Origin of the sequence: Leptospira tipperaryensis (genome assembly GCF_001729245.1) — a bacterium.
GTDB classification, from domain to species: domain Bacteria; phylum Spirochaetota; class Leptospiria; order Leptospirales; family Leptospiraceae; genus Leptospira; species Leptospira tipperaryensis.
Map to the genome: position 1 here is coordinate 371,812 of NZ_CP015218.1, position 25,334 is coordinate 397,145.

Sequence of the window (25,334 nt, forward strand, 5' to 3'; positions counted from 1 at the left end):
TTGTCTTTTTTAAGATTCGAAATCTTTCGACCCTCATTTGTTACAAAATCGCGGACTTGATCAAATACAAATCCACGATTCTTTATTTAGACCTTTCCAACGCGACTTTCGATCCCTGGAAGAAGGCTTTGACAAAGCCGCGTTTCGTTTTTTAAGAAAAAAACCGCAAATCACAAACACCTTTTTTCCGAGCTTCGCAATTTGTTTTTAGCAAATCGCAAAATTCTTCTTTCCCTTGCGATTCTTCCGAGCGAACAATCGTTAGACACAAAGCTCGGAGAATTTTTGCTTAAACTTTTCTCGGTTCCTTTCTAAAAAACGAAGCGAGTAAGAATAAAAATCCAAGAAGAATATAAGCGGTAACGAAAGAATTAAATCCCGGTTCGAACTGAGCGAGAATATCATTTCCTCTCAATGAGAATCCGTGGATAAATCCGGTCGCGGCCAGAACCGACGCGATCAGACACGTGATCAATGCCTTCTTAAAATCACGATCGATCACAAAGACGGCGATGGAAGCCCAGATCATCGAGGAAATTAGAAACCCCTGAGAAAGACTCAAAAGTCCTCCGAGTGGATACGGAAGAAAGGGCAGCCCTAAAGGAACATCCGACATCCAGAGATGTGCGGTTTCTTTTATACCAGCGTTTTCTAATATTCCCGCGATCGATCTGTCGGCGTAGTTGAACGTGGATTGAACTAAAAGTACTCCCCAACCTGCTAGCGCCGGAAGAATTCCGATCACAACCGCAGGCGCGTGTCTGCTCGGAGTCGCTTCGAAGGCTTGCGAACCGATCACGATTCCGATCCAAAGAACGATCGCCATTCCCGCTTCTACGGGAATCAGAGCTTGGATAAATGCAAGAAGTCCAAAGAGCGCGACGACCGTCATAAAAATTCCGTTGAGAGTGGAGTAACCGGCTCTCGCACCGAGCGCCTTCCAACCGGGATGCCCGATATAGATCGTAGTAGGAAACGGGGAACCAAAGAAAGAACCGATTACGGTTCCGACTCCGTTCGCCAGAAGAGAATCCCTCGTATTAAAAGAATCTCCGGAGGCTTCCGCGGATTCTATGTTTTGCAAAGATCCGATCACGTTAAAAATTCCCATCGGAATGATAACCGCTAGATATTCTCGGATATCCGCGAGTTGAAACGCGGAAAACAAATCGCCGATCGATAAAACCGGTAAGTAGAATCCGATCTGATTCGTGGACGCCTTCAGAAGTGCGCCGTCCATGATCGGATTTCCCCAGGCACCTTGCGACCAAGCAAGCGCGGTTCCTAAAATTACGGAGACGAGTCCTCCCGGAAGACGGAACGGAAATACGACCCTTGCAAAGTATTGCAGAAGAATGATTCCAAAAGGAAGAAACGCTATCAGTGGATTCTGAAACGTACGAACCAAAAAGTCCATTGAAATAAAGGTGATCGCAATTCCGGCAAGAGAAGAAAGAAGTGCGGCCCTCGGAGTCACCTTTCGGATTCTTTCCGCAATAAAGGATCCGAACATTTCGATAAGACCGGAAAGAAGACTTGCTACGAGCCCGACCTGCCACGCGATCTTGTAATCGCCGGTTTTCTTATATACGGGAAGTATAATAAAGAAAACGAATGCAAAGAGCGATACGGTATTGATCCCGTATGGAAGAGCGGTTACGTCGTTTCTATTTTCTTTCTGGGCGAGACGATGCGCCTGCCAAGAATAGAAAAGATTTCCGAGCAAAAGAGAAATTGCCGTTCCCGGAAGAATGACCTTATATACAAAGTCCCCCGGCACGCCGCAAAGCGTAGTCAGCAAAAAAGAAAGAACAAGAATCTGAATCAGATTGTCGATCATCAGACCGAAAAATCCGTCCAAGTCCCCAAGTACAAACCATTTGAATTTATTCTGGCTCATTGTTTCGATTTACTCCCAAAGTCCACTTGAATTACGTTGGACTTGTCGTCCTTCGTATCACCCTCTTTTTTCTCTGTTAAAACCGTCTTCTCGGTCAGGGAAGATTGTTTGAGATCTTCAGTTTCCGTCGTAAAGACTTTCATATTTGTAAGCGTTGCCTGAGTTTTATCAAAATAGCGGAGGACACAATCCCAGGGAATAAACACTTCTTCCCAGTTGTATCCGAATTGAAGTTCGGCGTAGATCCATTCTTCTCCGGCGTCGAGATTACGTACTCCGCCTTTGGGACTAAAAACGAGAACGATCCCGGATTCTTTTTCGTCTCCGACTAATCCTCGTTTGCCGATGACGAGTTTGGGATGAGGAAGCGCGTGCAGAAAGAAAGTGCCGAACCCGTCCCAGTAAAGATCAAAGAGTTGTCGCTTGAACTTTCTAAGACTCAGAATTTCTTCTTTCAGATTTCCCTTATCCATTCTTAAAGTTGCGGTCCGGACCTTCCACGTTCGATTCGCTGAGATAATCGCCATGAATTTTGTATTCCGGAACCAGAGCCTTAAAGGCGAGGAAAATTTCCTTGTCCTTATTGGTTCTTCCAGCGGTGAGAAGTTCGTTGAATCTGGCTAAGAAGGTAGTAGGTTCTTGATTCTCCAGAGGAGATGCGATCTTGATTTTAGGATGATGTGTTTTTTTAATCCCTTCGAGATCCAAGAGAAGCTCTTCAAATAATTTTTCTCCCGGTCTGAGTCCGGTGAATTGAATCGGAATATCTACGTGAGGTCTGAGTCCGCAGAGACGAATCATCTCTTCCGCGAGGTTGAGAATTTTTACGGGCTCGCCCATTTCTAAGATAAAGATCTCTCCGCATTCTCCCATACTTCCGGCTTGGAGTACAAGTTGGGTCGCTTCCGGAATCGTCATAAAATAACGGATCACATCGGGGTGGGTTACGGTCACTGGTCCGCCGTTTGCGATCTGTTCTCTGAATCTTGGAATCACGGAACCGTTGGATCCGAGCACGTTTCCAAATCGAACCGTGATAAACTTGGTTCTTGTCTCGCGAGAAACGTGTTGAAGATAGAGTTCGGCCGCGCGTTTGGAAGCTCCCATGATGTTCACTGGATTGACCGCCTTGTCCGTCGAGATCAAAACAAAACGTTCCACACCGGAAAGGCGAGAAATATCCGCGATGTTTTTTGTACCGAGGATATTGTTCATCACGGCTTCGGTCGGATTGACTTCCATCATCGGAACGTGTTTGTAAGCCGCCGAGTGAAAAACAACTTGGGGAGAATGTCTTTCAAAGATGGAACTCACACGAGAAAGATTTTTGATATCAGCTACGATCGGAACGAGTTCGATGTTCTGACTTTGCAATTTTTTCTTGAGTTCGTATTCGATTTCGTATAACGGAGTTTCTGCGGAATCCAAAAGAAGAATTCGAGAAGGTTCGAACACCGCGACTTGTCTGCAGAGTTCGCTTCCGATCGATCCGCCGGCTCCGGTGATAAGAATGGATTTGCCTCTTAGATAAGAACGAATGGATTCGATTTCGAGATCGACAACCGGACGACCCAAAAGGTCTTCCACCTGAACTTCCCGGAGTTGATTCAACTTAGGAGAATCAAAAAACAAAGAACCCAAAGAAGGAAGAATTTTGAATTTCACGTCCGAATTCTCAAAAGAACGAATCAGACGGCTGATCAACTTCCCATCCGGATTGGAAATGGCAATGATGACTTGTTTGACTCCGAATTGGCTGATCATCTGTTCGGCTTGTTCTATCTTCGCAAGAATCGGAACCCCTTGAATATGAGCCCCGATCTTTTGGACGTTATCATCCAAAAAGCCGACCGGATTGAGTTTGAGTTCGTTGTGTCTTCTGATCTCGGAAAGGAGAGTAGCTCCTACTTTTCCGGCTCCCAGGATCAGAGTAGGAACTCCTTCTTCCTTGGATTTTTTAAGAATGTACTGATCTCGAAACACTCTCCAAGAAAAACTCCGAATACACAAAAAACTGAGTAAGAGTAACGTGTCCAGAACGGGAACCATTCTCGAAAGTTGTTCGAAACGATTGTAAAAAAGAAGCGCGGTCGTCGAGATCAAGGAAGAGAGAAGTGTAACCTTGATGATCTCCACCAGATCGTGAATCGAAGCGTAAGCCCAGATCGATCTGTAGATATCCGAAAGAATAAAAACCCCGGCGCGAACCAGAATCACGATGATAAGAGAAGTTAAAAATCTTTCCGGAGGGATCAAAAAAACAAAGGATTCAAATCGGATCCAATGCGCTAAAAAGAAAGAAATTCCCATGAAAAAAAGATCCAAAGGGAAAATCCACATCCTCCGATTCCATTGACCGAGCATGTAGGAAATAAAATCCTCTTGTTCTTAAAAGTCCAATCTTTTTGAAATAACGGACGCCGAATTTTGGCCGATTGGAAAAATGTGTTGCAGAAATTCTTTTCTTGCCCGACTCCAATAGGAGAATAAATCGGTTTTAGATCGGGACACTTTGAAAGAAATTATCATCAACCTGCAAGGCGATTTGGACTTTAAGCTGGGAGAAGCTCTATTCTCCAAATTGGAAGAACTTTCCGAGGCTCCGCGACGAATTCTCTTGGACGCTTCCGGTTTGAATTCCGCGACGCTCGAAGGCGCGTCGATTTTAAACCGACTTCCCGAACGTTTTCCGGAATCCAAGTTCGCACTCTGTACGGTGCAGGAAGGAATCGATCTTTCTTCGGAAGGTAACACTTCCATTCCTGTTTTCCAAGACAGGGAATCGGCCAAATCCCATTTAACCGCGTCCGACGGCCCAGCGGACAAAAGTTTTTCGGAAGGATCCCCGATATTAGTCAATTGTCCGATTTGTTTTCATCTTTTGAAAGTGCAAAGTTCGGGGAATTACGGATGTCCGGCCTGTGGCTCTAAATTCTTCGTAAACAAGGATTTTAGAACCTCAGCCTTTGAAAGATTATTATAATATTCTTACATTTCTTCGAATAATCGAATCGTTTCCTGAACTTCCGCGGGAACGTTGCCCGCCTGAAAGTAGGGGTTGTATCTTTTTTTGATTCCGGAAACAAGTCTCCGCTTTCTCGCTTCGAAAGAATCCATGGATTCCTTAAGAATCGGATCCTTTCGAAGAGCGGTTCTGATTTCAGGGGCAAAGGGCACATAACGGTTCAGAATGTCTCTGCAAACCCGGTTGAGTCTCAATTTTCCGGTGGATTCAAATAAAATCCAATAAGAATAATCCGAGCCGAAGATATCCTTCAGATTCTTTTTGTATTTCATCAATTGTTGATCGATTCCCTTCTTTGCGTCGGGAGTCAGAGCCGGGGACTTACGATAATTCTCCAGATAAAGATAATACTCGGATGTCAAAGACGGAGGAGAAGAATCCTTCCACTTTCTTCCGCGAACGGTTCTTTCAATTTCCCACCGAAATTCTCCCAAGGTTCTTGTGATCGCCAAAGTCATGTTCTCATTGAGAATCTGAGGAAACACAAGTCTTCCTCTCGAACTCACTCCGGAAGTAACTTCCTGCCAGAGAACGCCTCTGTTTCCAAAGACGGGAAGAATGATACAATCCGGAAAAATTTCCTTCATAGCAAGCTCGGGTTTTCCCGGAGTCTGCTCGGGTTCGAAAGTGATCTGTCTATGAAAGAGATGTTTGTCTATCTTATGAACGTGATCGACTACTGCTTTTAGTTTTTCGGAGGTCATAAGAAACGCATCCGTCTCTCCATACATCTGATCTTCGGAAAGAATCGGATAAGCGAGATTCGGATTGGAAGAAACTCCGATGAGTCCGTTGTATAAAAGATTACTCAATTCCCAATCGAGGAGATGTAGGAGGTCCTCGACCCCGCTCTGATTTGCGGAGTCGTCCTTTCCCGTTTTACGAACGAGAGAGGCTTTTACTTGTTCGTAGGATTGTGCGAGATGATTTCGAGAAGGAGTTTTTTTTCCGGAAAGAATCAAACCCAGCCATTCCGGCAAAAGATAGATCGCAATACTGTGGTTAGACGGATAGGGTTCTTCCGAACGACTTCTCAATTTTTCCAACGTGGAAAAGAGTTGAACGATCCTTGAGGGAGAAAGCAGATTCTCATCCAAAAAGAAAAAATGAAGAAACAACAACACCGGTTTTGGAATCGGAGAAATATCCGAACGATACTTCGCATAACAAGAAGCGTAGAGTTGAAGGAAAATCTGAATGTCTTCTGGCTTGTGGTCCTTTCGAACCAGACCCGGATGTTCCTTAAACGCGTTCACCCTTTTTTGAATGTCAGCCGTCGCCGATGCGCCTATTCCCGAGTATCTTAGAATCTGATGAAGGCTATCTCTGAATTCGTCGGGAAGAGGTTGATCGTCTTGACCGATTGCACCGGCCATGTGAACCCCGCCCCAGGTTCTCGATTTCTCCGCGTCTTTCTCCGGAAGCGTCTGGATTTGGATTCCGATATCGTTTCCTTTGAAATTTAAGATCGTCGCGTCAAATCGTGTCCACTCTCGATCTTCACTTGAAAAGAGAACGTGAATTTTTTCTCCCGCTCCGATTGGAAACGAATGATATAGTTTTTTTGCAAAGACCTTTGCGTGAAAAGATTTTTGAACCGACTCGGGTCCGATCGGACCGGAAAATAACAATCCCGGAAAAGCTTCTTCACCATCGGTTAAGAATACTACCGGAATGATTTTTTTTGGATGAGGGCCCAGATCGTGAACGAGATGTTGGAGCCTCTTGAAGATCAAAACGTCTCTCCAAGCCGGAAGTTCTCCCAAATGTGCAAGATATGTCGCGAGCTCGGGAAGCAGAACTTCCTGAAACCAAGAAGGGGACTCTACAATTCTTCTGAGAACCCCCACACTCGCCTGATCCAAAAAGGTATGGATGTGTATAACGTCTCTTCCGTTGAGATAGGTAAGAGGAAGTTTTTTGAGAATTTTCGCTCGATAGAGAGAGCGGAGTTCGGTCGAACGACGAAATCTTTTTTCGAGCCAATATCCTGCAAGTATCAGCAAAGCAACAAAGATAGTTCCGTTGATGACCGGGACCCAAGAGAATTCAGGCCAGACTAAAACGGGACGGGCTTGTGCGAGAAGAAACATGCGGAATGTATAAACTTCTTATAGTCAGGGTCAAGCAGGATTCTTAATAACGACGGGCATCTTAGAATCCCGAACAAACGAATTCCAAATCTTCAAACCATTCTTACCCGATGTCGCTTAAACAATTTTTTATCTTTTCGAACCGCGACTTCATCGTAAGCTTTCGGTTTTTTCAAACCAACTTGTATCTTAGAATACAAATCGTTTGGTTTCAACTCTAAAAAATGACTTACGCTTTTTAGAATTCGAATAAAAAATATTCTTTTCAAAAGAATCCATCGGATCCCTGGTGGACTTACAGTCCATTTTCATTGGAACGCAGGTGTCACACATCTGTGGGAAGACGGTTAGAATCCGTCACGGTATCCGCCGCTGTAAGAGGGACGAAAGGCATATTAAGTCACTGGGGTAACCTGGGAAGGCATGCTGAGTAGGATGATCTCAAGTCAGAATACGTTCAATGAAGATCCTGAAGATACGTTTTGCCTCGGAGTAAAGGTAACTCGTAGCTTAAATAGAAAATTACCATAGAACACGTGTTAGGTCCTATCCGTAGGAATCTCATGTGTTCCATAATCGTTTTGTCTACGTTCACTCTTTAGGAGGAGTAACCTATGCATACCGTCTCTACGTCCACGCGGAAGAGCCATACCGTCCTTTCTTTGGATCCGGTTTTGACTCTATCACTGATTCTGATTTCTTTTTTTGTGATCTATATCGTTGGTTTGGAACCAATGCCGACCTTACACGCATCCTTTCACGATATACGACACGCGACCGGATTTCCTTGTCATTAAAATGAAAGAAATTTTTCTCAAACGATTGGTCTTAGGATGTAAGGCGGGTTTGATCGCCGGGTTGGGTTACGGGATTTTACTCCAAGTTTTAGTAACTCCTCTGATCCTAAAGGCCGAAAGTTTTGAAACAAAGTCGAGTGAGAATTCGGGCCATGTCCATTCTCACGAACATGGAACCAAAGAACATCCTCGCTCCGCAAATCCATCAGAAGAATCGAATACGTTTTCTCCGAAACGTTTTGTCTGGACCTGGGTAGGCGCGATTCTTCTGGGACTTGCTTTCGGATCCTTAGCGACGATCGGTTTTAGTTTATTAGAATTTTCTCAATTACTTTCTCCGGAGTTTTTGAGAACGCGCTGGAAATCCTCGTTTACCATTTCTATTCTGGGGTTTTTGATTTTTTTTGGAATTCCGTCCTTAGGGCTTCCGCCTCAGTTGCCGGGGATTGTAGGATCGGAAGAAGATTTCGGGTTAAGGCAAAACTGGTGGTTTGGGGCAGTGCTCGGATCCACGACAACTCTGATTGGAATATTCACTTTTTTTAAATTACTTAATAAAAGTCCGATCGCAGCAAATGTCCTTTCTTTGCTTCTGCTCATCCTTTTTCTTTTTTATCTTTTTGTAATACCAGGAATTCCGGAACACTCTACGAAGAGCCTCGCACCCGAGTCGCTTCGTTTGCAATTCATCCTTACGAGCCTGGCAACGAACATTCTGCTTTGGTTGGGCATCGGTTTTTTGGTTTCCCATTTCATCCTAAATCAAAAGACCGAACCGGAAACGATATAGATGAACTCCTTCGGAATTCTCATCGTAGGACACGGAAGCAGAGAGAATGCTTCCAACTTGGAATTTGAAGAATTTGTCGAAGGTTATCGAAACTTACATCCGGCTACTACGATCCGAACCGCATACATCGAACTCACAACTCCCGATTTCAAAACGACTCTTCGAGAATTTGCGTTTACTCACAAAAAGATCGTCATTCTTCCTTTATTCTTATTCGCATCGGGTCACGTAAAAAATGATATTCCTTTGATCCTTTCCGATCTCAAGGAAGAATTTCCGGAACACAGGTTTCTCCCCGCGATGCCGCTGGGAATCCATTCCAATATCATAAAACTCTTATCCATTCGAGCGAATCAGAACAAAGAAATTTCGGAAGAATCTAATCGAAAGACCGGGGTTATCGTCGTGAGTCGGGGCGCGAGCGACGCGGACGCAAACAGCGACTTTTACAAGGCCGTTCGCATTTTTGAAGAAGCAAACTCCTTTCTTTTCGTAAAACCTTGTTTTATCGGAATCACCAAACCTTTGTTAAATGAAGCCTTGGAAATGGCGGTGAAACTTCGTCCGGATAAAATCCTGGTAGTTCCGTATTTTCTGTTCGGCGGAAAGCTCATTCAAAAGATTTCCAATCTGGTAGAAGAACATTCCCAAAAATATCCTTGGATAGGAATACAAGCGCTTCCGCATTTCGGACCGGATCCAATCTTATTTACGATTCTCGACGAAAGAATTTCGCAGGCCATTAACGGAAAAGGAATTCTTCCTTGTGATAATTGCGAATACCGAGTTCAAATACCGGGACTCAAAAATAAAGTCGGGGGGCTCAACTCTCTCCTCTGGAGTTTGAGACATCTCGAAACACATACACAAGCGGCTCCTCACGAATTTCCTCATCGTAATCTTAAAAAACATATCCTTGTCTGCGAGAACGTGGACTGCGCGAGCAAAGGAAGCATTTCGCTTATCAATCGAATGCGCTTAACAATTAAAAAACACGGAAGACAAAACGACTTTCGAGTAACTAAAAGTTCCTGTCTGGGAAGATGTGGAGAAGGCCCAGCGGTCGTCGTTTATCCCGATGGAATCTGGTATCAAAAAGTAAACGATTACGACGCCGAGGAATTGGTCACCGAACATCTGTTTAACGACCGACTGGTTTCCAGGCTCGTAGACAATATCATGCAGTAAATTAGGAGAATTCAATGGCTTGTCACGAAGTAGCGGCTTTAAGATTGGGAATGATGAACGTAATCGGAATCAAGGACGAGGCGACGGTTCAGCACGAACGCGCCGAAATCGGAGAAGAAGCGCTCAAAGCTCCGGGCCCGATCCGATCGCTTGCGGAAGCAAAAGATTTCGAATCCTTGATTCAGTTTTACGAGGCGTCTCTTACGGATCTCGAACAGATGATTTCAAAAACAAAAAAGGACGATCCAAAGATGGCATACTATCGTTCTCTTTTGATCCTTACAAAAAAAGTAGAATTAGAACTGAAAAACTCCATTCAATCCTTTCAAAACCTCTATCGAGATCTCGAAGAAATACACGACTTCGTTCACGAAATTTATCCGGCTTGAGAGAACGACATGGCCAATCCTCCGAAAAAAATAAAGATCAAAAACATTCTTCATACTTCGAACGTATGTACGATCACATTCAATTCTTTGAATGGACCTCTTAATTTTATCGGGGGTCAGTATATCATTCTAAACTCCGGCTTAAAATCGGCGGAAGGAAAAGAATTCAAACGAGCGTATTCCGTCATTTCTTCGGACGTAAACCAGGAAGAATTCGATATCACCTTTCAAGTATTATACGAAGGAATGGTTTCCAAACATCTCTCTCGTCTTAACGTCGGAGACGAACTCGAGTTCTCAGGCCCTTGGGGAAAGTTTTTAGGAAATCCGGAATGGCCGCATCCCGGAAAAACCCTTTTGGTCGCGACGGATACCGGGATCACCGCGATTCAAAGTATTCTTCATTCTTCCGGATGGAAAAAAAGACTTTCGGACACGAGGGTTCTCTGGCTTTTTTCCGAAGCCGACAAATTCATTCCGATTTCAAAAATTTTAGAAAGTATACCCAATGAGTGCGGAGTTTTTCAAACCAGAATCATTCCTGCTATCAACGACTTCGAGCGGATGGAAAAGTTTGAACAAATTCTTATCAATACTTTAGATTTTTATTATATTCCAGAAAATGCATTTTTAGCAGGAGACGGCAGATTATTACAAATCACAAAAGAGTTCCTTTTAAACAGAGGGGTTCTCGAAGATAGAATCGGAGTGGAAGCATTCTTTCACTCAGTTAAAGAAACGAAACCGGTAGTTTCCTAGGAAGTTTCGAATTCTTATGACCGCAAAAGAACTGAGAGAAGGATTTACTACGGGGGCTTGTTCGGCCGCAGCGGCAAAGGCGGCGGCGCGTTTACTCCTCAAAGGACTCCCGGTTTTGGAAATCGAAACGACTCTTCCAAACAAAAGACAGGTTCTTTTTTCGGTCAAACGTTGCGAGCTGGACGGAGAAACCGCGATCTGCAGCGTAATCAAAGACGCGGGAGACGATCCGGACTGTACACACGGAGCCGAACTCACCGCGCGAGTTCGCTTAACAAAAGAAAGTTCCATCATTCTTAAGGGAGGCGACGGAGTCGCAACCGTCACCAAAGCGGGGCTCGGACTTGAAGTCGGAGGGCCCGCGATCAATCCCGTACCTAGGAAGAATATCAGTGAAATGATACTCGAAGAATTGGAAGGTAGTCCGTTTAACGGCGCTGAGGTGGAGATCAGCGTCCCCGGAGGTCAAGAGATGGCCAAAAAAACGATGAACGAACGCCTAGGACTTATCGGAGGAATCTCCATCCTAGGAACGACCGGAATCGTAAAACCGTATTCGACTGCGGCGTTTAAAGCGAGCGTTATCCAAGCCATCCAGATGGCGAAAGAATACGGAAGCGACACCGTTGTTTTAACCACTGGCGGGAAATCCGAAAAGTTCGCCATGGATCTTCTTCCCAACTTAAACGAACTTTCTTTTATCCAAGTCGGAGACTTTATCGGAACCGGAATCAAAACGAGCGTAAAGGAAACGATGAGTCACGTAATCATCGTCGGTATGATCGGTAAGTTATCCAAGATGGCCGACGGCGTTATGATGACACATCGAGGCGGCTCCTCGGTAAACACAAAATTGTTATCCGACATCGCAAGAAGCATCGGAGTTCCTGAAGACGTCGCGTTTGAAATCCAAAACGCAAACACCGCTCGTCATGTATTAGAAGTTTGTAAAGTTCACGGGTACGTAGATATCACCACCCGAATCTGCGAAATCGTCGCGAAAAATTGCTCCAAACACGCTGGAACGAATATGAGAATTTCCTGTTATATGGTGGATTTTGACGGAGCCCTCTTAGGAAAATGCGAAAACTTTTCGCAGAATATCGCACTTGAAAAGGAAATCACTGACAATGAATGACATGAGACAAATGACGTCGTTTGGAAGAGCGATCGAAGACCAATCCTTCGCCGTAATCGACGAAGAGGCGGGTTCCCATTCCTTTTCCAAAGAAGAATGGGAAGTGGTGCGAAGAATTATCCACGCAACCGCGGACTTTGAATATAAGGATCTAACAAAAATTCATCCGAACGCTATCGATTCCGGAATCGCGGCTTTGACAAACGGATGCCCGATCGTTTGCGACGTGCAGATGATTCTCGCGGGTCTCAATCAAGAAAGACTCGGCGCATACGGTTGCAAAGCATACAGCTTTATTTCCGATCCCGATGTAATCGACATTGCCAAAGAAAAAAATTCAACGCGAGCAATCGAATCCTTTCAAAAAGCCAAAAGATTCGATCTCTTAAACGGCGCGGTGATCGCAGTCGGAAATGCGCCCACCGCGTTACTCGAAATCGCGAGACTGATTCAGGAAGAAGGAATTCGCCCCGCGTTGATCATAGGAGTTCCAGTGGGTTTCGTATCGGCTGTCGAATCAAAGGAAGTGATTCTAACATTAGATTCTTCTCATAAACATTCGGCTCCTTATATTCTTACGCGAGGAAGAAAGGGGGGAAGTACGATCGCGGTCGCGATCATTCACGCGCTTCTACTTCTCTCATCCAAAAGGACGACGTCATGAAAGCTGTTACCGTTATAGGAATGGGCGACGAAGGTTGTCCCGGTTTATCCAGCATCGCAGTCAACGCCGTCGCAAAGGCTCAAGTTTTGGCGGGAGGGGAAAGACATCTCGATTTTTTTCCTCAGTTCTCCGGTGAAAAAATCGTATTCAAAGGAAATATCTTGAAGGCGACCGAAAGAATCGCTGAACTCGCAGCAGAACACACGGTATGCGTTCTTGCTTCCGGCGATCCTCTTTTTTTCGGTATCGGAAATCTCATAGGAAACAAGGTCGGTATGGAACACGTGGATTTTATTCCGGCTCCGAGCTCCATACAACAAGCGTTTGCAAGAATCGGAATCAAATGGGACGACGCGGAAATTCTTTCCTTACACGGAAGACCCATCGAGGGATTGATTACAAAGCTTCAATCTTTACGTAAAGTCGCGCTTCTCACGGACGAAGTCAATCATCCTCAAGCCATCGCTTCTTATCTCAAATCCTTTGGAGAATCCGATTGGACCGCATACGTGTGCGAAAACCTGGGAGGAAAAGAGGAAAGGATTCGTAGATACGATATCGATTTGTTAAGCGAAGAAGAATCGATCAGTCCATTGAACGTCTTGATTCTTATCCGAAAACAAATTGATTGGAAACCTCCTTCAATTGTGCCTAACGTCTCGGAGGAAAGTTATGCAAAAAGAATCCCCAAAAAGGGATTGATCACAAAAAAAGAAGTTCGAATTCTTTCCATCGTTTTCCTCGACCTTCGCAACGATTCCGTTGTATGGGATATCGGTGCCGGATCGGGTTCCATAGCGATCGAAGCGGCTCAAATCGCTAAGAACGGAAAATCCTACGCGATCGAAGTGGACCCCGAAGGAATCGAAATCTGCAGACAAAACATTCTCTCGCAAAGAACGGATAACGTGGAAGTCATCGCTGGATTGGCGCCTGACATTCTGGAGAATCTACCAAATCCGGATTCGGTTTTTGTGGGAGGGTCCAAAGGAAATCTCTACGAAATCATTCGTGTTTCTTTGAATCGTCTTACAAACGGAGGAAGCCTCGTGATCAACGCGGTGACTCTCGACAACGTAGCGGAAGCGTATCAAAGTTTTAAAAAACTTGGTATGATGCCTGAAGTTACGTTACTCAACATTTCAAGAGGGCAACCGCTCGCAGATTATCTTAGATACGAAGCTCTGAATCCGATTCATATCTTTAAAGTCGTCAAGCCGGAGGGTTTTTCCGCATGAACCAAAAAAAATATGGAAAACTCTACGGAGTCGGAGTGGGCCCCGGTGCGACGGATCTGATTACTCTCAGAGCGGTGCACGTTCTCAACACCGTCGAGGTATTGGCGATACCGAAAAGCAGCGAGCTCTTGGAACCCTTTGCTTGGAGAGTTTGTTCTCCGATCGTAAGAGAGAACGAAGCGCAGGAAAAATTATTTCTTCACTTCCCGATGACAAAGGATCCGGAAATTCTCATTCCCGCTTGGGACAAGGCATTTTTAGAAATCGGGAAAAGGTTAGAAGAAGGGCATAACGTAGCTTTTATCACACAAGGCGATCCTTCCGTTTATAGTTCTTGGAGTTATCTCTTAGAAGAAGCGGAAGATCGTTGGCCCGGAATTGAAATCGAGATCGTACCTGCGGTTTCTTCGATCACCGCGATTCCCGCTGCGATTCAAACTCCCCTCGTGGACGGAAGAGAAAGATTCTGCGTAGTTCCAGGAACCTACGGAATCGAAGACCTTCCTCAACTTACAAAGGACTTTGATACGATCGTTCTCACAAAGGTGGGGCAGGTGGTTCCCCAACTAGTAACGATCTTAAAAGAATTAGATCTTCTTTCCAACGCGACTTACGTTTCCTATGGGACGACGGATCGACAGAGAATCGTAAAAGATCTTGAATCGATTCAAAACGAGAATTGCGATTACTTCTCCATGGTAATTCTCTCGATTCGAAAACGAAAGGGTGTACTTCGAGGGCAAAACTGTGAAACGGAATAGAAAACCATATTCCGTTTTTGTAATTACAAAACACGGATTGGAAATCGCAAAAAGAATCCATTCGTCTTGGGAAGGAGTGGACCTCTTTGTATCTCCCAAATTCATCGATCAGGCCCCGAAGGGTGCAAAACTTCTTTCTCTTCCCATGGATAAAACGTTAGTCGAAACCTTCCAAGAATACGACTGTCATATCTTTATCATCAGCGTAGGCGCCGTCGTTCGGATGATCGCCCCTTTACTCGAAAATAAAAAAGTGGATCCCGCCGTTCTCTGCGTAGATGATCGAGCCAACTTTTCAATCTGCGTTTTGTCAGGTCACGTAGGTCGAGGAAATTTTTTTACGGAACGACTTTCTCAGACGTTACAAAACGTCCCGGTGATTACGACCGCTTCCGACGTTTCGGGAACTCTCACCGTAGATATTTTAGGAAGAGAACTCGGATGGGTTTTGGAGAATCCGGATCGAAACGTGACGAAAGGTTGCGCCGCCGTAGTCAACGAGACGAGGGTTTTGTTTGTGCAGGAATCCGGAGAACCGAATTGGTGGCCGATTGAAAAAAATCTTCCCAAAGGAGTGGAATACACGACGTCCTTGAACGACGTTCCCTCGGATGAATATGAAATTCTTTTGATCGCGACGGATCGAAACAATCTGGCAAAAACACATCCGCAACATTACGAAAATTCTATATTATATCATCCTAAAACTCTGATATTGGGTCTCGGCTGTGATCGAGGGATTCCCTTTGAAACTGTAGAAAGAGGAATTTTTCTCGCTTTAGAAACTGCCGAACTTTCTTTTCGGAGTGTTCGTGCGATTGCTACCGCGGAATTAAAAAAGGACGAATCCGCATTCTTACAACTCTGCGAAAAATACGGTTGGGATTTGATCTCCTTTTCTTCGGAAGAATTGGATCGTGTTTCAAACATAGAAACTCCTTCCGATGTAGTGAAGCGGTTCGTGGGAACAAAATCCGTGAGCGAGGCCGCGAGCCTTCTCGCTTCGGGAGCAAAATCCCTTCTTCTTCCAAAACAAAAATACAAAGAAGAAGTAGACGGTAAAAATCTTACCGTCGCGATCTCCAGGATTTCGTTTCCGAGTAGAGAAACATCGATCACAAACTTGGAAACAATATCGAAATGAAAAAGGGAAGACTCAATATCGTCGGGATCGGACCGGGCAACGACTCACACATTACACCCGCAGTTTTGAAAGCGATCCAAGAAGCGGATCTTGTGATCGGTTACGCGACTTATATAGGACTCGTCAAACATCACTTAGTTGGAAAACAAGTCACTCGAACCGGAATGACCGAAGAAGTTGGTCGAGCTCAAGCGGCGGTCGATTCCGCAAAAGAAGGAAACATCGTTACTCTGATCTCCTCGGGAGACGCGGGAGTTTATGGAATGGCCGGTCTCGTCTTCGAAGTGTTACGCAAAATCGGATGGAAGAAGGATGATTCTCCCGAAATACGAATGATCCCCGGCGTGACTGCGGACAGTTCCTGTGCTTCCTTGGTAGGAGCTCCTCTCGTTCACGATATGGCGAGAATTTCTTTATCGGATCTTCTCACTCCTTGGTCCGTGATCGAAACTCGTCTCGAATGCGCCGCCAAAGGAGACTTCGTAATCACGCTTTATAATCCGGCATCCGGAAGAAGGCAAAGACAAATCGTAGAAGCGTCTAAAATTATTAAGCGACATCGTCCCGGAACCACTCCGGTCGCACTCGTAAAAAGCGCCTATCGAAGACAACAATCGGTTCAACTCTCGGATCTAGATAATTTCTTAGATTATGAAATTGGAATGAACACTACCGTGATCGTAGGATCGACAAATACGTTCGTCTACGAAGGATTTATGGTCACGCCTCGAGGATATACAAATAAATATTCTCTGGAAGACGGAAGCGTCAAAGAAGGTCAAAGACGCGCGTTTTCGCTTCGTTCGGAAGGGGATTTGCAAAGCAGATCTGAAACCCCGGAAGATGCTTCGATTCAATTGAATATCACAAAGATCAAAGGCGCCTTTCTCAAAACATCAACTGGCGTTATGGAAGCTGAAGAAGAGAATAAAGAATTTCTCGCGCCTTCTGTAGTTCCTATGCACGCCGATTCTTCCGCATCCAGAGCGATCGCGGCCTTGGACCTATTATCTCAAGTAAAAAAGAGTCCTTCTTCACATTCTCCCGCTAAGTTTAATGCGACAAAGAATACGTTAGCCTACATCGGGAGACTGGGGGGAGGGATTCTTTATAGGATCGGATCCAGGAACTATATCGTAGGAAAACTAAAAACCCCCACTCGATTTGAAGACTTCGGTTTTTCCGATCCGGGAGATTACGGAGGAAGATACTGCGAACTAAAAGTATTGGATCCTCAAAAAATAAAATCCATTTCTTATGAATTCTTGCTCGAGGTTTCCGAAGAGATCCCTCCTCGAGAAATATATGAGAAATTCGTTATCTACCGAAATTCTTCCGTGAGTGAAAGACTCTTATCCTATGCAAAAGATGAAAGCAAACGTGTTTCCTTGGATGAAAAAGAATACGTGGATCTGTCTTGGCTGGGAGCGATGCCCCTCGATGTCTGGTCTGTGGTCCGAGGGGTAATTCTTAAATGTTAGAAAGAAGTATATTATGAAAGTATTTATCATCGGAGCCGGACCCGGAGATCCGGAATTGATCACGGTAAAAGGAGCAAGGCTCGTATCCAACTGTCCCGTTGTTCTTTATACGGGCTCTTTAGTTCCATTAGCGGTCATTGAACGAGCTCATCCGGACGCACTCGTGTTGGATTCCTCCAATATGACGTTAGACGAAATTATTAACGTTATCGTTCAGGCAAAAGAGAAGAATCAAGACGTCGCCCGTGTTCATACCGGAGATCCTTCCATCTTCGGATCGACCGCGGAACAGATGAGACGACTGGATGAACTCGGAGTGGAATACGAAATTGTTCCTGGCGTCAGCTCGTTTACCGCCGCAGCAGCTGCCTTAGGAAAGGAACTCACTCTTCCCGAGGTTTCGCAGACCGTAATCATCACAAGAGCGGAAGGAAGAACTCCGATGCCGGAAAAAGAAAAATTGGAAGTTTTAGCGCAATCCGGAGCGACCTTGACTCTTTTTTTGAGCGTTCTTCATATACGAAAGATCGTAGAACAACTCCTTCCATTCTATGGAGAATCCTGTCCCGTCGCGGTTGTTCAAAGAGCGACCTGGCCGGAACAAAAAATCGTGACAGGAATGTTAAGCGACATTGCCGAAAAAGTAAAATCCGAAAAGATATCTTCGACCGCGATCATCTTTGTCGGCCCCGTTCTCGACTGTCACGATTTTGCGGATTCTAAATTGTATTCTCCCGATTTTTCACACGGATTCAGAAAGGCCAAAAGAATTAAATGAACAATCTTGGAGAACTAAAACATTCTCGAGAGACGAGCTCTGACGGAAGAGACGTGACCGTTTCAGAATCCTTGCAAGGTATTTCCGTGTTGATCGTTCGTTCCCGATCCGGTCCGTCAAGGTTGAGTAAAATTTTGAAAGAACAGGGCGCAATCGTCCTGGAAGCGCCTTCCATAGAAGTGGAGGCGATCGAAGAGAATATTTTCGATTATTATCTACAGAGTATATCATATTCTTATAACATAATATTTTCATGCAAAGAAGGGATCGGATTCTTTTTGAAAGCTCTTGCCGAAAATAGAAAAACGCCCGAGCGTCTAAGGACTCATACACTGATCGCATTCGGAGAGGACGTAAGCAAAACTTTAAACGATTTTGGCCTTACGCCGGACCACATTCTTTCCGGACACTGCAAGGAAGCGATCGAACAAAAATTAGAAATTTTTTCCTCAGGGAAAAACCTTGTGATCACTTCGGAACGAGGAAGGCCCAATCTCAAAACATTCTTCCAAGAATTAAAAATAGAATCTGAATTTTTACCTTGTTATCGATACGTTCCACGTTTTCAGGAAACCATACCGCCTAACGTTCATTATGTCATCGTCCCTAGTTCCAGTTCGGTTTCTCTTCTAAAAAACTGCCCTTGGGGAGAATCTATGAAAGATGTTCCCTGGATTACGCTCGGCCCGATCACTCGAAAAAGCGCGGAAGACTTCCAAGTCAAAACGATATTCACAACAGCCTCCGATCGATTGGAAGAAGTTTTGCCGCTTCTACTTCAGCTCAAGGATGTTTCTCGATGACTGAAAAAAAGGATCCAAGAGGTCTTGTGTTGATTCACACAGGGAACGGCAAAGGTAAAACGACCGCCGCACTCGGAATCATCTTTCGCGCCTTGGGAAGAGGAATGAAATGCGGAGTCATCCAATTCTTAAAAGGAAAATGGGAAACGGGAGAAAGGAAATTTGCAAAGACAATTCCCGAGTTGGATTTTCACGTCATGGGTTTAGGATTTACTTGGAATAGCGACGATCTCGACAAAGACAAAGCAGCCGCGAAGGCCGCTTGGGAAACTTCTTCTCAAATGATCTTAGAAGGAAATCACGAGATAATCGTCTTAGATGAAATCACATACGCATTTCATTATGATTGGTTGCAAGTTGAGGAAGTTCTCGCGGTTCTCAAACGACGCCCCTCGCACGTTCACGTAATTCTCACCGGACGACGTTGCCCGGAATCGCTCTTAGATTACGCCGACCTCGTAAGCCTTATCGAAGCCGTGAAACATCCATATCAAAGCGGATTTCCCGCACAAAAAGGAATCGATTTCTGATGAACGATGTCGCTTTAGCAAACATTACGATCCCAAGAATCGTAATCGCAGGAACCGGAAGCGGAGTCGGAAAAACGACGATCGTATTGGCTCTGACTCTCGCATTTCAAAAACGCGGTTTAAACGTTGCGACCTTTAAGTGTGGACCTGACTATCTCGATCCGACTTATCACGCTCGTGTTTCGGAAAAAACGTGTCATAACCTGGATGGATGGTTGATGGGAAAGGAATCCGTCTTACGCACGTTCTACGAAGCAACAAAGAATGCAGACATCGCAATCATAGAAGGAGTGATGGGGCTCTTTGACGGACACTCGCCGAACACGGAAGTCGGATCGACCGCTGAAATCGCAAAGTGGTTACAAGCTCCCGTGATCGCTGTCGTCGACGCGAGCGGAATGGCGAGAACGATCGCCGCCATTTTAAAAGGGCTTAAAGAATTTGATCCCGATCTTAACGTAGCGGGCACCATCTCCAATTTTATCGGAAGCGAATCTCATCTCAAAATTCTAAAAGAAGCGTCCACCGAAGTCTCGGTCTTAGGAGGTTTTCCAAAACACAAGGAACAAGCGTTTCCGGAAAGACATCTCGGCTTGTATTCAGCCTCCAAAGAAAATCTTTCGGAAGATCGATTTACTTTTTGGGGGACTCTCGCCGAATCTTGCTTGCAATTGGATCGTATTCTTACCATCGCAAACTCCGCAGAGAAAGTGATGATTCGAGAAACAAAAACCGAATCACAACCCAATCGTTGCAAGATTGGAATCGCTCTAGATGCTGCATTCCATTTTTATTATGAAGAAAACCTGAGACAATTGAGAGACTGGGGTGCGGAGTTAGCTTTCTTTTCTCCTATCAAAGACACGCGGATTCCCGAAGTGGACGGACTCTATTTCGGCGGAGGCTACCCCGAACTGTATGCGCGCGATCTATCTGAAAATGAATCCATGTTAGAATCCATTCGAGAATTTGCATATTCTGAAAAACCGATTTACGCCGAATGCGGCGGCCTGATGTATTTATCCGATCAAATCACGCTCGTTTCGAACGAAACTTTCCCGATGTTGGGGTTAATATCGGCTAACGTTAAAATGGGTGAAAAACTCAAGGCACTCGGATACGTCGAAGTGGCAATCGAAGAAAAAACGGTCTTTGGCGAAGCGGGCCTTCGATTTCGAGGTCATCAATTTCGTTATTCCGACTTGGAATTGCATTTCCCGTCTGAAACAAAAACGGTTTATAAAATTCGAAAACGAAGAGGAAACGAAGTAACGGAAGAAGGTTACTGCCGCGGATCTATTTTGGCTTCCTATGTTCACGCACACTGGGCATCCAATCCTCTTTTACCGAAAGGTTTTGTAGATTCCTGCGCAAAGGATCGTAGATGATTTCCGCATTTTCTTTTCAAACCGTCTGTGAGCCGGAATGGCTGGAAGTCTGCTTTGAAAGGTCACATAACGTTCTTAGCTGGGCCGTGGTCGGAGGGGGTTGGGAAAAGACAAATCACGTGATCTGGCACCGAGTTCGAAACGAAGATCTCACTCTTGAAATTGATCCGGAAGAATACTTTCTAAATAAATGGAACGCGAGAAAACAAACCGGAAACGTTGTAGGGTTGCTTACGAGTGCCTCCCTTGAAAATTATTCTGAAACGATCTTACAAGAAAATGAATGTTCGATAAGAACGTTAGTCACCGTCGGCCTTGGAAACGCGGTTTGTATCGGAGATCGGCCATATCGTTCTCCGACTTACGGAACCATCAATATTCTCGTACAGTCTTCGATCCCGATGAACTTGAAAGCTTCCATCGAAGCGGTTTCGCTTATCGCAGAGGCAAGAAGCCTCGCGGTTTTAGAAGCAAAGATCCCGAGCAACACGAGTAAAAAGTTCTCCACCGGAACCGGGACTGATTGTATCGCCTTCGCATCCCCGGATTTTTCACCTATAGCTAGTTATACGGGGAAACATACGCTCAGCGGACATTTGATCGGGAAAAGCGTTTACGATTCGGTCTCGCAAGGAATCGAGAATTGGAAAAATGCAAAAAGAAAAATGGGAGACTTCCTATGAAAAAAACTCTTTATCTTGTTCGAAACGCAGACATTGGATTCGATTATCGTTTTAAATATGTAGGTCGTTTGGATCCGCCCCTTTCCGAACAAGGATTCTTAGACGCACAAGCTCTCGGAGAATATTGTAAGAATACGTTTTATACATCTAAAGAAAGAGTATATCTCAGTCCGTCCAAACGTTCCCTTCAAACTTGGAAAGAAATGAAACTGGATACAAGCGAGGAAGTCGCGCACTTACCAGCTCTACAGGAAATTCATTTTGGAAACTGGGAAGGAAAAAGTTTTTTCGATATCGAAAAAACAAATCCTTTAGCGCTCGTGAGCTGGGCTCAAACCCCCTCCCAGTTTTCATTTCCGGGAGGAGAATCCTTTAAAGAATTCTTAGATCGTATCGATTTTCTTTCTTCTTTCCTCAAAGAATCTTCGGCTAAAAAAATACTACTAGTCACACATGGAGGGGTCATCTCCACCCTCATCTGTCTTTTACTAAAAGTAAACCCTTCCTCTCATTTGAGTTTTCAAGTTCAAAGCGCATCCGCTTCCTCCTTAGAAATTTTTTCGGATGGAAGCGCACTCTTAACCGGCCTCAATCAATTTTCGGCGAAGAGGAGGGCGGAATGGCCGGGATAACCTTGATTACCGGCGGATGTAGAAGCGGCAAAAGTCGTTTCGCGCTTACGCACGCCGCCTCGTTTACCGGAAACAAATATTTTCTAGCCACTTCACCAGTGTTAGACGAAGAGATGGAAGAAAGAATTCTCAAACACAAAAAGGAAAGAAACGAAAGTGAATGGGAAACTTTAGAAGAAGAAACCGATCTCTCCGGTTGTTTTCAAAACTCTGCTTTTCTTTCGAGTTCCGTCGTTGTGATCGATTGCCTGAGTCTTTGGGTCAACAATCTACTCTACCAAGCGGAAAAAGAAAAAAGAATGATAAGTGAATTGGAAATCGAAAACCGATGCAAACAACTCCTTCTTTCCATCCGAACTTCGTCCGTCGGTAAAGTGATTTTCGTCACGAACGAGGTCGGCCTCGGTTTGGTGCCGGAAACAAAACTGGGAAGAATCTATAGAGATTTATTAGGAATTTGTAATCAAACGATAGCCTCCGACTCGGAAACCGTATTCTTCTTAGTAAGCGGCATCCCACTCTTGATCCGAGAAAAATCGACTAACAAAGGAATTTGCTAATGCGACATTCGAAACACGGGGGCAATCTAAGGGAACTCGGAGAAAAAGTCGGATGTTTACCGGAGGAAATTTTGGATTTTTCGGCAAACATCAATCCTATGGGCTTCCCGGAATGGTTACGACCTACGATACTTTCTAAGATTAGCGAGATCGTATCCTATCCGGATCCGAACTACGCTTCTCTCAAAAATAAGATACATTCCGTTTATGGAATCTATCCGGAGCAAATCGCTCTCGGAAACGGAGCTTCCGAATTGATTCGTCAAATTCCATTTGTCGCAGAATTCGACTTCGCGGTTATACAGATCCCGTCCTACGGAGAATACAGTGAGGCCGTTGGAATCGCCGGACTTCCAGTCCATGAGATTTTATTAAACGAAGAAGAGTTCTTTCGTCTCGATACAAATTCTATTCGAACAATTTTAAACAAGAATCCGCAAAAAAAAGGCCTAGTTTTCTTAGGGCACCCCAACAATCCGACCGGTGTAAGTTTGATTCCGGAAGAAATTGTATCCTTAACGGCGGAATTTCCAAATTCGATCTTTGTAATCGACGAATCGTTTATAGACTTCTGTAAAGAAGGAACCTCTTTTCGCAATCAGCGCCCAAAGAACGTGATCCTCATTTGGTCTTTGACAAAGATTCTGGCGATCCCCGGACTTCGGATGGGGGTTTGTTTTGCTTCTTCGGAAATCATCGCTCCACTTTCTCGAAGATTACCGATGTGGAATGTAAATACAATAGCGGCATCCGTATTTGAAAAAGCGATCGATGACAAAGAATATTTTCAAAATGCCAGAGACAACGTGACAGTTTGGAGAGAAGATTTCTCATTATGGCTTTCTAATTTAGGATTTCTTCAAGTCTTTCCGAGCGACGCAAACTTTCTGCTTCTAAAAATAATAAACGATAAAAATGCCGATTTTCTTTCCGAATTCTTACTAACAAAACACAAAATTGCGGTTCGAAACTGCGGGAACTTCAGAGGTCTTTCCGATCGATTCATTCGAGTCGCGGTCCGCACAAGGGAAGAAAACAAAAGGCTTATAGAAGCTTTAGAAGAGCTGAATCTTAAAAAGAAAAGAATTCCGAAAATCGTTCGTAAAACGCCGGCGCTGATGTTTCAAGGAACGGCGTCTAACGTAGGGAAGAGTATTCTCACGAGCGCCCTTTGTAGAATTTTAGTTCAAGACGGATTCAAGGTTGCTCCCTTTAAATCTCAAAATATGGCCCTAAATTCTTTCGTAACTCCCGAAGGTGGAGAAATCGGGCGGGCGCAGGCTCTGCAAGCTCAGGCCGCAAAAATTCTTCCCGACATACGGATGAATCCGATTCTACTCAAACCGTCGAGCGAAAAAGATTCGCAAGTCGTCATCAATGGAAAGCCGATCGCAGCGATGGACTTTCGAGACTATTCCAAATACAAAACGACCGCGTTTGCGGAAGTAAAAAAAGCCTACGATTCTCTTTCTTCGGAATATGATGTAATCCTAATAGAGGGCGCAGGAAGCGCTTCGGAAGTAAATTTAAAAAAGAACGATATCGTAAATATGAGAATGGCCCAGTATGCGGCTGCCAACGTGCTCTTAGTCGGAAACATCGATCACGGAGGTTTGTTCGGTTCCATTTTAGGAACGATGGAAACTCTCGCCGAATGGGAAAGAAAGCTTGTTTCCGGATTTATAATCAATCGTTTTCGAGGAATCAAGGAACTCCTAAAAACGGGAACTACCTATCTGGAAGAATACGCCGGAAAACCGGTACTCGGAATCGTATCTCATCTTCAAAACATAGACCTCCCGGAAGAAGATTCCCTCGAATTCAAATCGGGCGCGTTAGACGATCATTCCCCGCTTGGAGATAGGATAGACATCGCATTGATCGACACTCCCCGCATCTCCAATCATACGGACATCGACGCACTCCGACTGGAGCCGGATGTTCGTGTCAGAATCGTACGATCCTTGACCGACTTAGGAGATCCCGACGTAATCCTTCTTCCGGGAAGCAAGAACGTGATCACGGATTTGGAACATCTTCACAATGTCGGATTAGCAAAAAAAATTCAAGAGTTAGCCAAACAAGAAAAAACTGAAATCGTCGGGATCTGCGGAGGTTATCAGATATTGGGGAAAACGATCTCGGATCCTCATCAAATCGAGACGGATCGAGGCAGCGCGGAGGGACTCGGGCTTTTGCAGATCGTAACCGTATTAGAAAAATATAAATCTCTAAGACAAATTACCGCGATTCATCTTCCTACCGGAACGAAGGTCAGCGGTTATGAAATCCACCACGGAAAATCGACGGTTTTGGAACAAACTCCCGGACTATTTTCGAAAGAGACGACCGACTCCCTTGGTCACAGCCATAAAAACGAAAGAATCTGGGGAACTTACATTCACGGTATCTTTGACGAAGATGAATTTCGTAGAAAATTTATAGATAAGATTCGAATACGCAAAGGAAAAAACGCGTTAGTCGAAATTCAAACCAATTACAACTTAGAAAAGTCCTTGGACAAACTTGCGGATCACGTTCGTAATTCTTTAGACTTGCAAAGAATCTACAAAATCCTTGGAATCGCTTAACT

General features: G+C 44.7%; 25 protein-coding genes and 1 riboswitch. Of the genes, 20 read left to right on the forward strand and 5 right to left on the reverse strand.

Annotated features, from left to right (window positions below):
• Positions 1-289: 289 nt before the first annotated feature.
• Genes A0128_RS21120 through A0128_RS22505 form a run of 4 tightly spaced genes read right to left on the reverse strand, consistent with a single transcriptional unit; the run spans position 290 to position 4,380 of the window.
• The gene (locus tag A0128_RS21120; protein WP_069609734.1) at positions 290-1,900 is read right to left on the reverse strand and encodes a permease; all 1,611 of its coding nucleotides are present in this window, start codon (positions 1,898-1,900) and stop codon (positions 290-292) included.
• Positions 1,897-2,373 (reverse strand): ClpXP protease specificity-enhancing factor SspB, encoded by a 477-nt coding sequence (locus A0128_RS21125; protein WP_069609735.1) that lies wholly within the window; start codon positions 2,371-2,373, stop codon positions 1,897-1,899. Before A0128_RS21125 ends, A0128_RS21120 begins: the two co-directional genes overlap by 4 nt.
• On the reverse strand, positions 2,366-4,264 hold the full coding sequence (locus A0128_RS21130; RefSeq protein ID WP_083244251.1) for a polysaccharide biosynthesis protein: 1,899 nt from the start codon (positions 4,262-4,264) through the stop codon (positions 2,366-2,368). The genes A0128_RS21125 and A0128_RS21130 overlap by 8 nt, the downstream gene beginning before the upstream one ends.
• The gene (locus A0128_RS22505; protein WP_083244263.1) at positions 4,189-4,380 is read right to left on the reverse strand and encodes a hypothetical protein; all 192 of its coding nucleotides are present in this window, start codon (positions 4,378-4,380) and stop codon (positions 4,189-4,191) included. The genes A0128_RS21130 and A0128_RS22505 overlap by 76 nt, the downstream gene beginning before the upstream one ends.
• Before the next feature lie 32 nt (positions 4,381-4,412).
• Between A0128_RS22505 and A0128_RS21135 the strand changes: the two genes are divergently transcribed.
• Complete coding sequence (locus A0128_RS21135; RefSeq protein ID WP_069609737.1) at positions 4,413-4,883, forward strand: STAS domain-containing protein; 471 nt, start codon at positions 4,413-4,415, stop codon at positions 4,881-4,883.
• A gap of 5 nt (positions 4,884-4,888) precedes the next feature.
• Here A0128_RS21135 and A0128_RS21140 read toward each other — a convergent pair whose 3' ends face one another.
• The gene (locus A0128_RS21140) at positions 4,889-7,018 is read right to left on the reverse strand and encodes a hypothetical protein (RefSeq protein ID WP_069609738.1); all 2,130 of its coding nucleotides are present in this window, start codon (positions 7,016-7,018) and stop codon (positions 4,889-4,891) included.
• A gap of 295 nt (positions 7,019-7,313) precedes the next feature.
• Positions 7,314-7,494: riboswitch (cobalamin riboswitch) on the forward strand.
• Positions 7,495-7,632: 138 nt separating this feature from the next.
• Between A0128_RS21140 and A0128_RS21145 the strand changes: the two genes are divergently transcribed.
• From A0128_RS21145 to A0128_RS21235, 19 genes are read left to right on the forward strand one after another with little or no spacing between them, the layout of a single operon-like run.
• Entirely contained in the window at positions 7,633-7,815 is a 183-nt protein-coding gene (locus A0128_RS21145) for a CbtB domain-containing protein (protein ID WP_069609739.1), read from the forward strand.
• A gap of 1 nt (position 7,816) precedes the next feature.
• Positions 7,817-8,605, forward strand: coding sequence for a CbtA family protein (locus tag A0128_RS21150; protein WP_069609740.1), 789 nt, complete (start codon positions 7,817-7,819; stop codon positions 8,603-8,605).
• Positions 8,606-9,793: a CbiX/SirB N-terminal domain-containing protein gene (locus A0128_RS21155; protein ID WP_069609741.1), complete on the forward strand. Its 1,188-nt coding sequence runs from the start codon at positions 8,606-8,608 to the stop codon at positions 9,791-9,793.
• A gap of 14 nt (positions 9,794-9,807) precedes the next feature.
• On the forward strand, positions 9,808-10,182 hold the full coding sequence (locus A0128_RS21160) for a DUF3209 family protein (RefSeq protein WP_069609742.1): 375 nt from the start codon (positions 9,808-9,810) through the stop codon (positions 10,180-10,182).
• Between the two features lie 9 nt (positions 10,183-10,191).
• Complete coding sequence (locus tag A0128_RS21165; RefSeq protein WP_069609743.1) at positions 10,192-10,941, forward strand: FAD-dependent oxidoreductase; 750 nt, start codon at positions 10,192-10,194, stop codon at positions 10,939-10,941.
• A 16-nt stretch (positions 10,942-10,957) separates the two neighbouring features.
• Positions 10,958-12,079, forward strand: coding sequence for a cobalt-precorrin-5B (C(1))-methyltransferase (locus tag A0128_RS21170; protein ID WP_069609744.1), 1,122 nt, complete (start codon positions 10,958-10,960; stop codon positions 12,077-12,079).
• Positions 12,072-12,743 (forward strand): precorrin-8X methylmutase, encoded by a 672-nt coding sequence (locus A0128_RS21175; RefSeq protein ID WP_069609745.1) that lies wholly within the window; start codon positions 12,072-12,074, stop codon positions 12,741-12,743. Before A0128_RS21170 ends, A0128_RS21175 begins: the two co-directional genes overlap by 8 nt.
• Complete coding sequence (locus A0128_RS21180) at positions 12,740-13,981, forward strand: bifunctional cobalt-precorrin-7 (C(5))-methyltransferase/cobalt-precorrin-6B (C(15))-methyltransferase (protein WP_069609746.1); 1,242 nt, start codon at positions 12,740-12,742, stop codon at positions 13,979-13,981. Before A0128_RS21175 ends, A0128_RS21180 begins: the two co-directional genes overlap by 4 nt.
• Entirely contained in the window at positions 13,978-14,742 is a 765-nt protein-coding gene (gene cobI / locus A0128_RS21185) for a precorrin-2 C(20)-methyltransferase (protein ID WP_069609747.1), read from the forward strand. The genes A0128_RS21180 and cobI overlap by 4 nt, the downstream gene beginning before the upstream one ends.
• Positions 14,729-15,886: a cobalt-precorrin 5A hydrolase gene (locus tag A0128_RS21190; protein WP_069609748.1), complete on the forward strand. Its 1,158-nt coding sequence runs from the start codon at positions 14,729-14,731 to the stop codon at positions 15,884-15,886. Before cobI ends, A0128_RS21190 begins: the two co-directional genes overlap by 14 nt.
• Positions 15,883-17,367 carry a precorrin-3B C(17)-methyltransferase gene (gene cobJ / locus A0128_RS21195; protein ID WP_069609749.1) on the forward strand — a complete coding sequence of 495 codons (1,485 nt, stop codon included), beginning with the start codon at positions 15,883-15,885 and terminating at the stop codon, positions 17,365-17,367. Before A0128_RS21190 ends, cobJ begins: the two co-directional genes overlap by 4 nt.
• Before the next feature lie 13 nt (positions 17,368-17,380).
• A complete protein-coding gene (cobM, locus tag A0128_RS21200; RefSeq protein ID WP_069609750.1) occupies positions 17,381-18,145 on the forward strand; it encodes a precorrin-4 C(11)-methyltransferase in 765 nt (254 codons plus the stop codon).
• Positions 18,142-18,948, forward strand: a complete 807-nt coding sequence (locus A0128_RS21205; RefSeq protein WP_069609751.1) for a uroporphyrinogen-III synthase — start codon at positions 18,142-18,144, stop codon at positions 18,946-18,948. Before cobM ends, A0128_RS21205 begins: the two co-directional genes overlap by 4 nt.
• Positions 18,945-19,478, forward strand: a complete 534-nt coding sequence (gene cobO / locus A0128_RS21210; protein ID WP_069609752.1) for a cob(I)yrinic acid a,c-diamide adenosyltransferase — start codon at positions 18,945-18,947, stop codon at positions 19,476-19,478. The genes A0128_RS21205 and cobO overlap by 4 nt, the downstream gene beginning before the upstream one ends.
• Positions 19,478-20,866 carry a cobyrinic acid a,c-diamide synthase CobB gene (locus tag A0128_RS21215; RefSeq protein WP_069609753.1) on the forward strand — a complete coding sequence of 463 codons (1,389 nt, stop codon included), beginning with the start codon at positions 19,478-19,480 and terminating at the stop codon, positions 20,864-20,866. Before cobO ends, A0128_RS21215 begins: the two co-directional genes overlap by 1 nt.
• Positions 20,863-21,549, forward strand: a complete 687-nt coding sequence (locus tag A0128_RS21220) for an adenosylcobinamide amidohydrolase (protein ID WP_069609754.1) — start codon at positions 20,863-20,865, stop codon at positions 21,547-21,549. The genes A0128_RS21215 and A0128_RS21220 overlap by 4 nt, the downstream gene beginning before the upstream one ends.
• Positions 21,546-22,181 (forward strand): histidine phosphatase family protein, encoded by a 636-nt coding sequence (locus tag A0128_RS21225; RefSeq protein ID WP_069609755.1) that lies wholly within the window; start codon positions 21,546-21,548, stop codon positions 22,179-22,181. Before A0128_RS21220 ends, A0128_RS21225 begins: the two co-directional genes overlap by 4 nt.
• On the forward strand, positions 22,169-22,741 hold the full coding sequence (cobU, locus tag A0128_RS21230; RefSeq protein ID WP_069609756.1) for a bifunctional adenosylcobinamide kinase/adenosylcobinamide-phosphate guanylyltransferase: 573 nt from the start codon (positions 22,169-22,171) through the stop codon (positions 22,739-22,741). Before A0128_RS21225 ends, cobU begins: the two co-directional genes overlap by 13 nt.
• A complete protein-coding gene (locus A0128_RS21235; protein WP_069609757.1) occupies positions 22,741-25,332 on the forward strand; it encodes a cobyric acid synthase in 2,592 nt (863 codons plus the stop codon). Before cobU ends, A0128_RS21235 begins: the two co-directional genes overlap by 1 nt.
• Positions 25,333-25,334: the final 2 nt, after the last annotated feature.

What these genes read in the sequence shown, in the direction of transcription:
- A0128_RS21120 (WP_069609734.1), bottom strand. Translation starts at nt 1,900, where the DNA reads ATGAGCCAGAATAAATTCAAATGGTTTGTACTTGGGGACTTGGACGGA.
- A0128_RS21125 (WP_069609735.1), bottom strand. Translation starts at nt 2,373, where the DNA reads ATGGATAAGGGAAATCTGAAAGAAGAAATTCTGAGTCTTAGAAAGTTC.
- A0128_RS21130 (WP_083244251.1), bottom strand. Translation starts at nt 4,264, where the DNA reads ATGCTCGGTCAATGGAATCGGAGGATGTGGATTTTCCCTTTGGATCTT.
- A0128_RS21140 (WP_069609738.1), bottom strand. Translation starts at nt 7,018, where the DNA reads ATGTTTCTTCTCGCACAAGCCCGTCCCGTTTTAGTCTGGCCTGAATTC.
- A0128_RS21145 (WP_069609739.1), top strand. Translation starts at nt 7,633, where the DNA reads ATGCATACCGTCTCTACGTCCACGCGGAAGAGCCATACCGTCCTTTCT.
- A0128_RS21150 (WP_069609740.1), top strand. Translation starts at nt 7,817, where the DNA reads ATGAAAGAAATTTTTCTCAAACGATTGGTCTTAGGATGTAAGGCGGGT.
- A0128_RS21155 (WP_069609741.1), top strand. Translation starts at nt 8,606, where the DNA reads ATGAACTCCTTCGGAATTCTCATCGTAGGACACGGAAGCAGAGAGAAT.
- A0128_RS21160 (WP_069609742.1), top strand. Translation starts at nt 9,808, where the DNA reads ATGGCTTGTCACGAAGTAGCGGCTTTAAGATTGGGAATGATGAACGTA.
- A0128_RS21165 (WP_069609743.1), top strand. Translation starts at nt 10,192, where the DNA reads ATGGCCAATCCTCCGAAAAAAATAAAGATCAAAAACATTCTTCATACT.
- A0128_RS21170 (WP_069609744.1), top strand. Translation starts at nt 10,958, where the DNA reads ATGACCGCAAAAGAACTGAGAGAAGGATTTACTACGGGGGCTTGTTCG.
- A0128_RS21175 (WP_069609745.1), top strand. Translation starts at nt 12,072, where the DNA reads ATGAATGACATGAGACAAATGACGTCGTTTGGAAGAGCGATCGAAGAC.
- A0128_RS21180 (WP_069609746.1), top strand. Translation starts at nt 12,740, where the DNA reads ATGAAAGCTGTTACCGTTATAGGAATGGGCGACGAAGGTTGTCCCGGT.
- cobI (WP_069609747.1), top strand. Translation starts at nt 13,978, where the DNA reads ATGAACCAAAAAAAATATGGAAAACTCTACGGAGTCGGAGTGGGCCCC.
- cobJ (WP_069609749.1), top strand. Translation starts at nt 15,883, where the DNA reads ATGAAAAAGGGAAGACTCAATATCGTCGGGATCGGACCGGGCAACGAC.
- cobM (WP_069609750.1), top strand. Translation starts at nt 17,381, where the DNA reads ATGAAAGTATTTATCATCGGAGCCGGACCCGGAGATCCGGAATTGATC.
- A0128_RS21205 (WP_069609751.1), top strand. Translation starts at nt 18,142, where the DNA reads ATGAACAATCTTGGAGAACTAAAACATTCTCGAGAGACGAGCTCTGAC.
- cobO (WP_069609752.1), top strand. Translation starts at nt 18,945, where the DNA reads ATGACTGAAAAAAAGGATCCAAGAGGTCTTGTGTTGATTCACACAGGG.
- A0128_RS21215 (WP_069609753.1), top strand. Translation starts at nt 19,478, where the DNA reads ATGAACGATGTCGCTTTAGCAAACATTACGATCCCAAGAATCGTAATC.
- A0128_RS21220 (WP_069609754.1), top strand. Translation starts at nt 20,863, where the DNA reads ATGATTTCCGCATTTTCTTTTCAAACCGTCTGTGAGCCGGAATGGCTG.
- A0128_RS21225 (WP_069609755.1), top strand. Translation starts at nt 21,546, where the DNA reads ATGAAAAAAACTCTTTATCTTGTTCGAAACGCAGACATTGGATTCGAT.
- cobU (WP_069609756.1), top strand. Translation starts at nt 22,169, where the DNA reads ATGGCCGGGATAACCTTGATTACCGGCGGATGTAGAAGCGGCAAAAGT.
- A0128_RS21235 (WP_069609757.1), top strand. Translation starts at nt 22,741, where the DNA reads ATGCGACATTCGAAACACGGGGGCAATCTAAGGGAACTCGGAGAAAAA.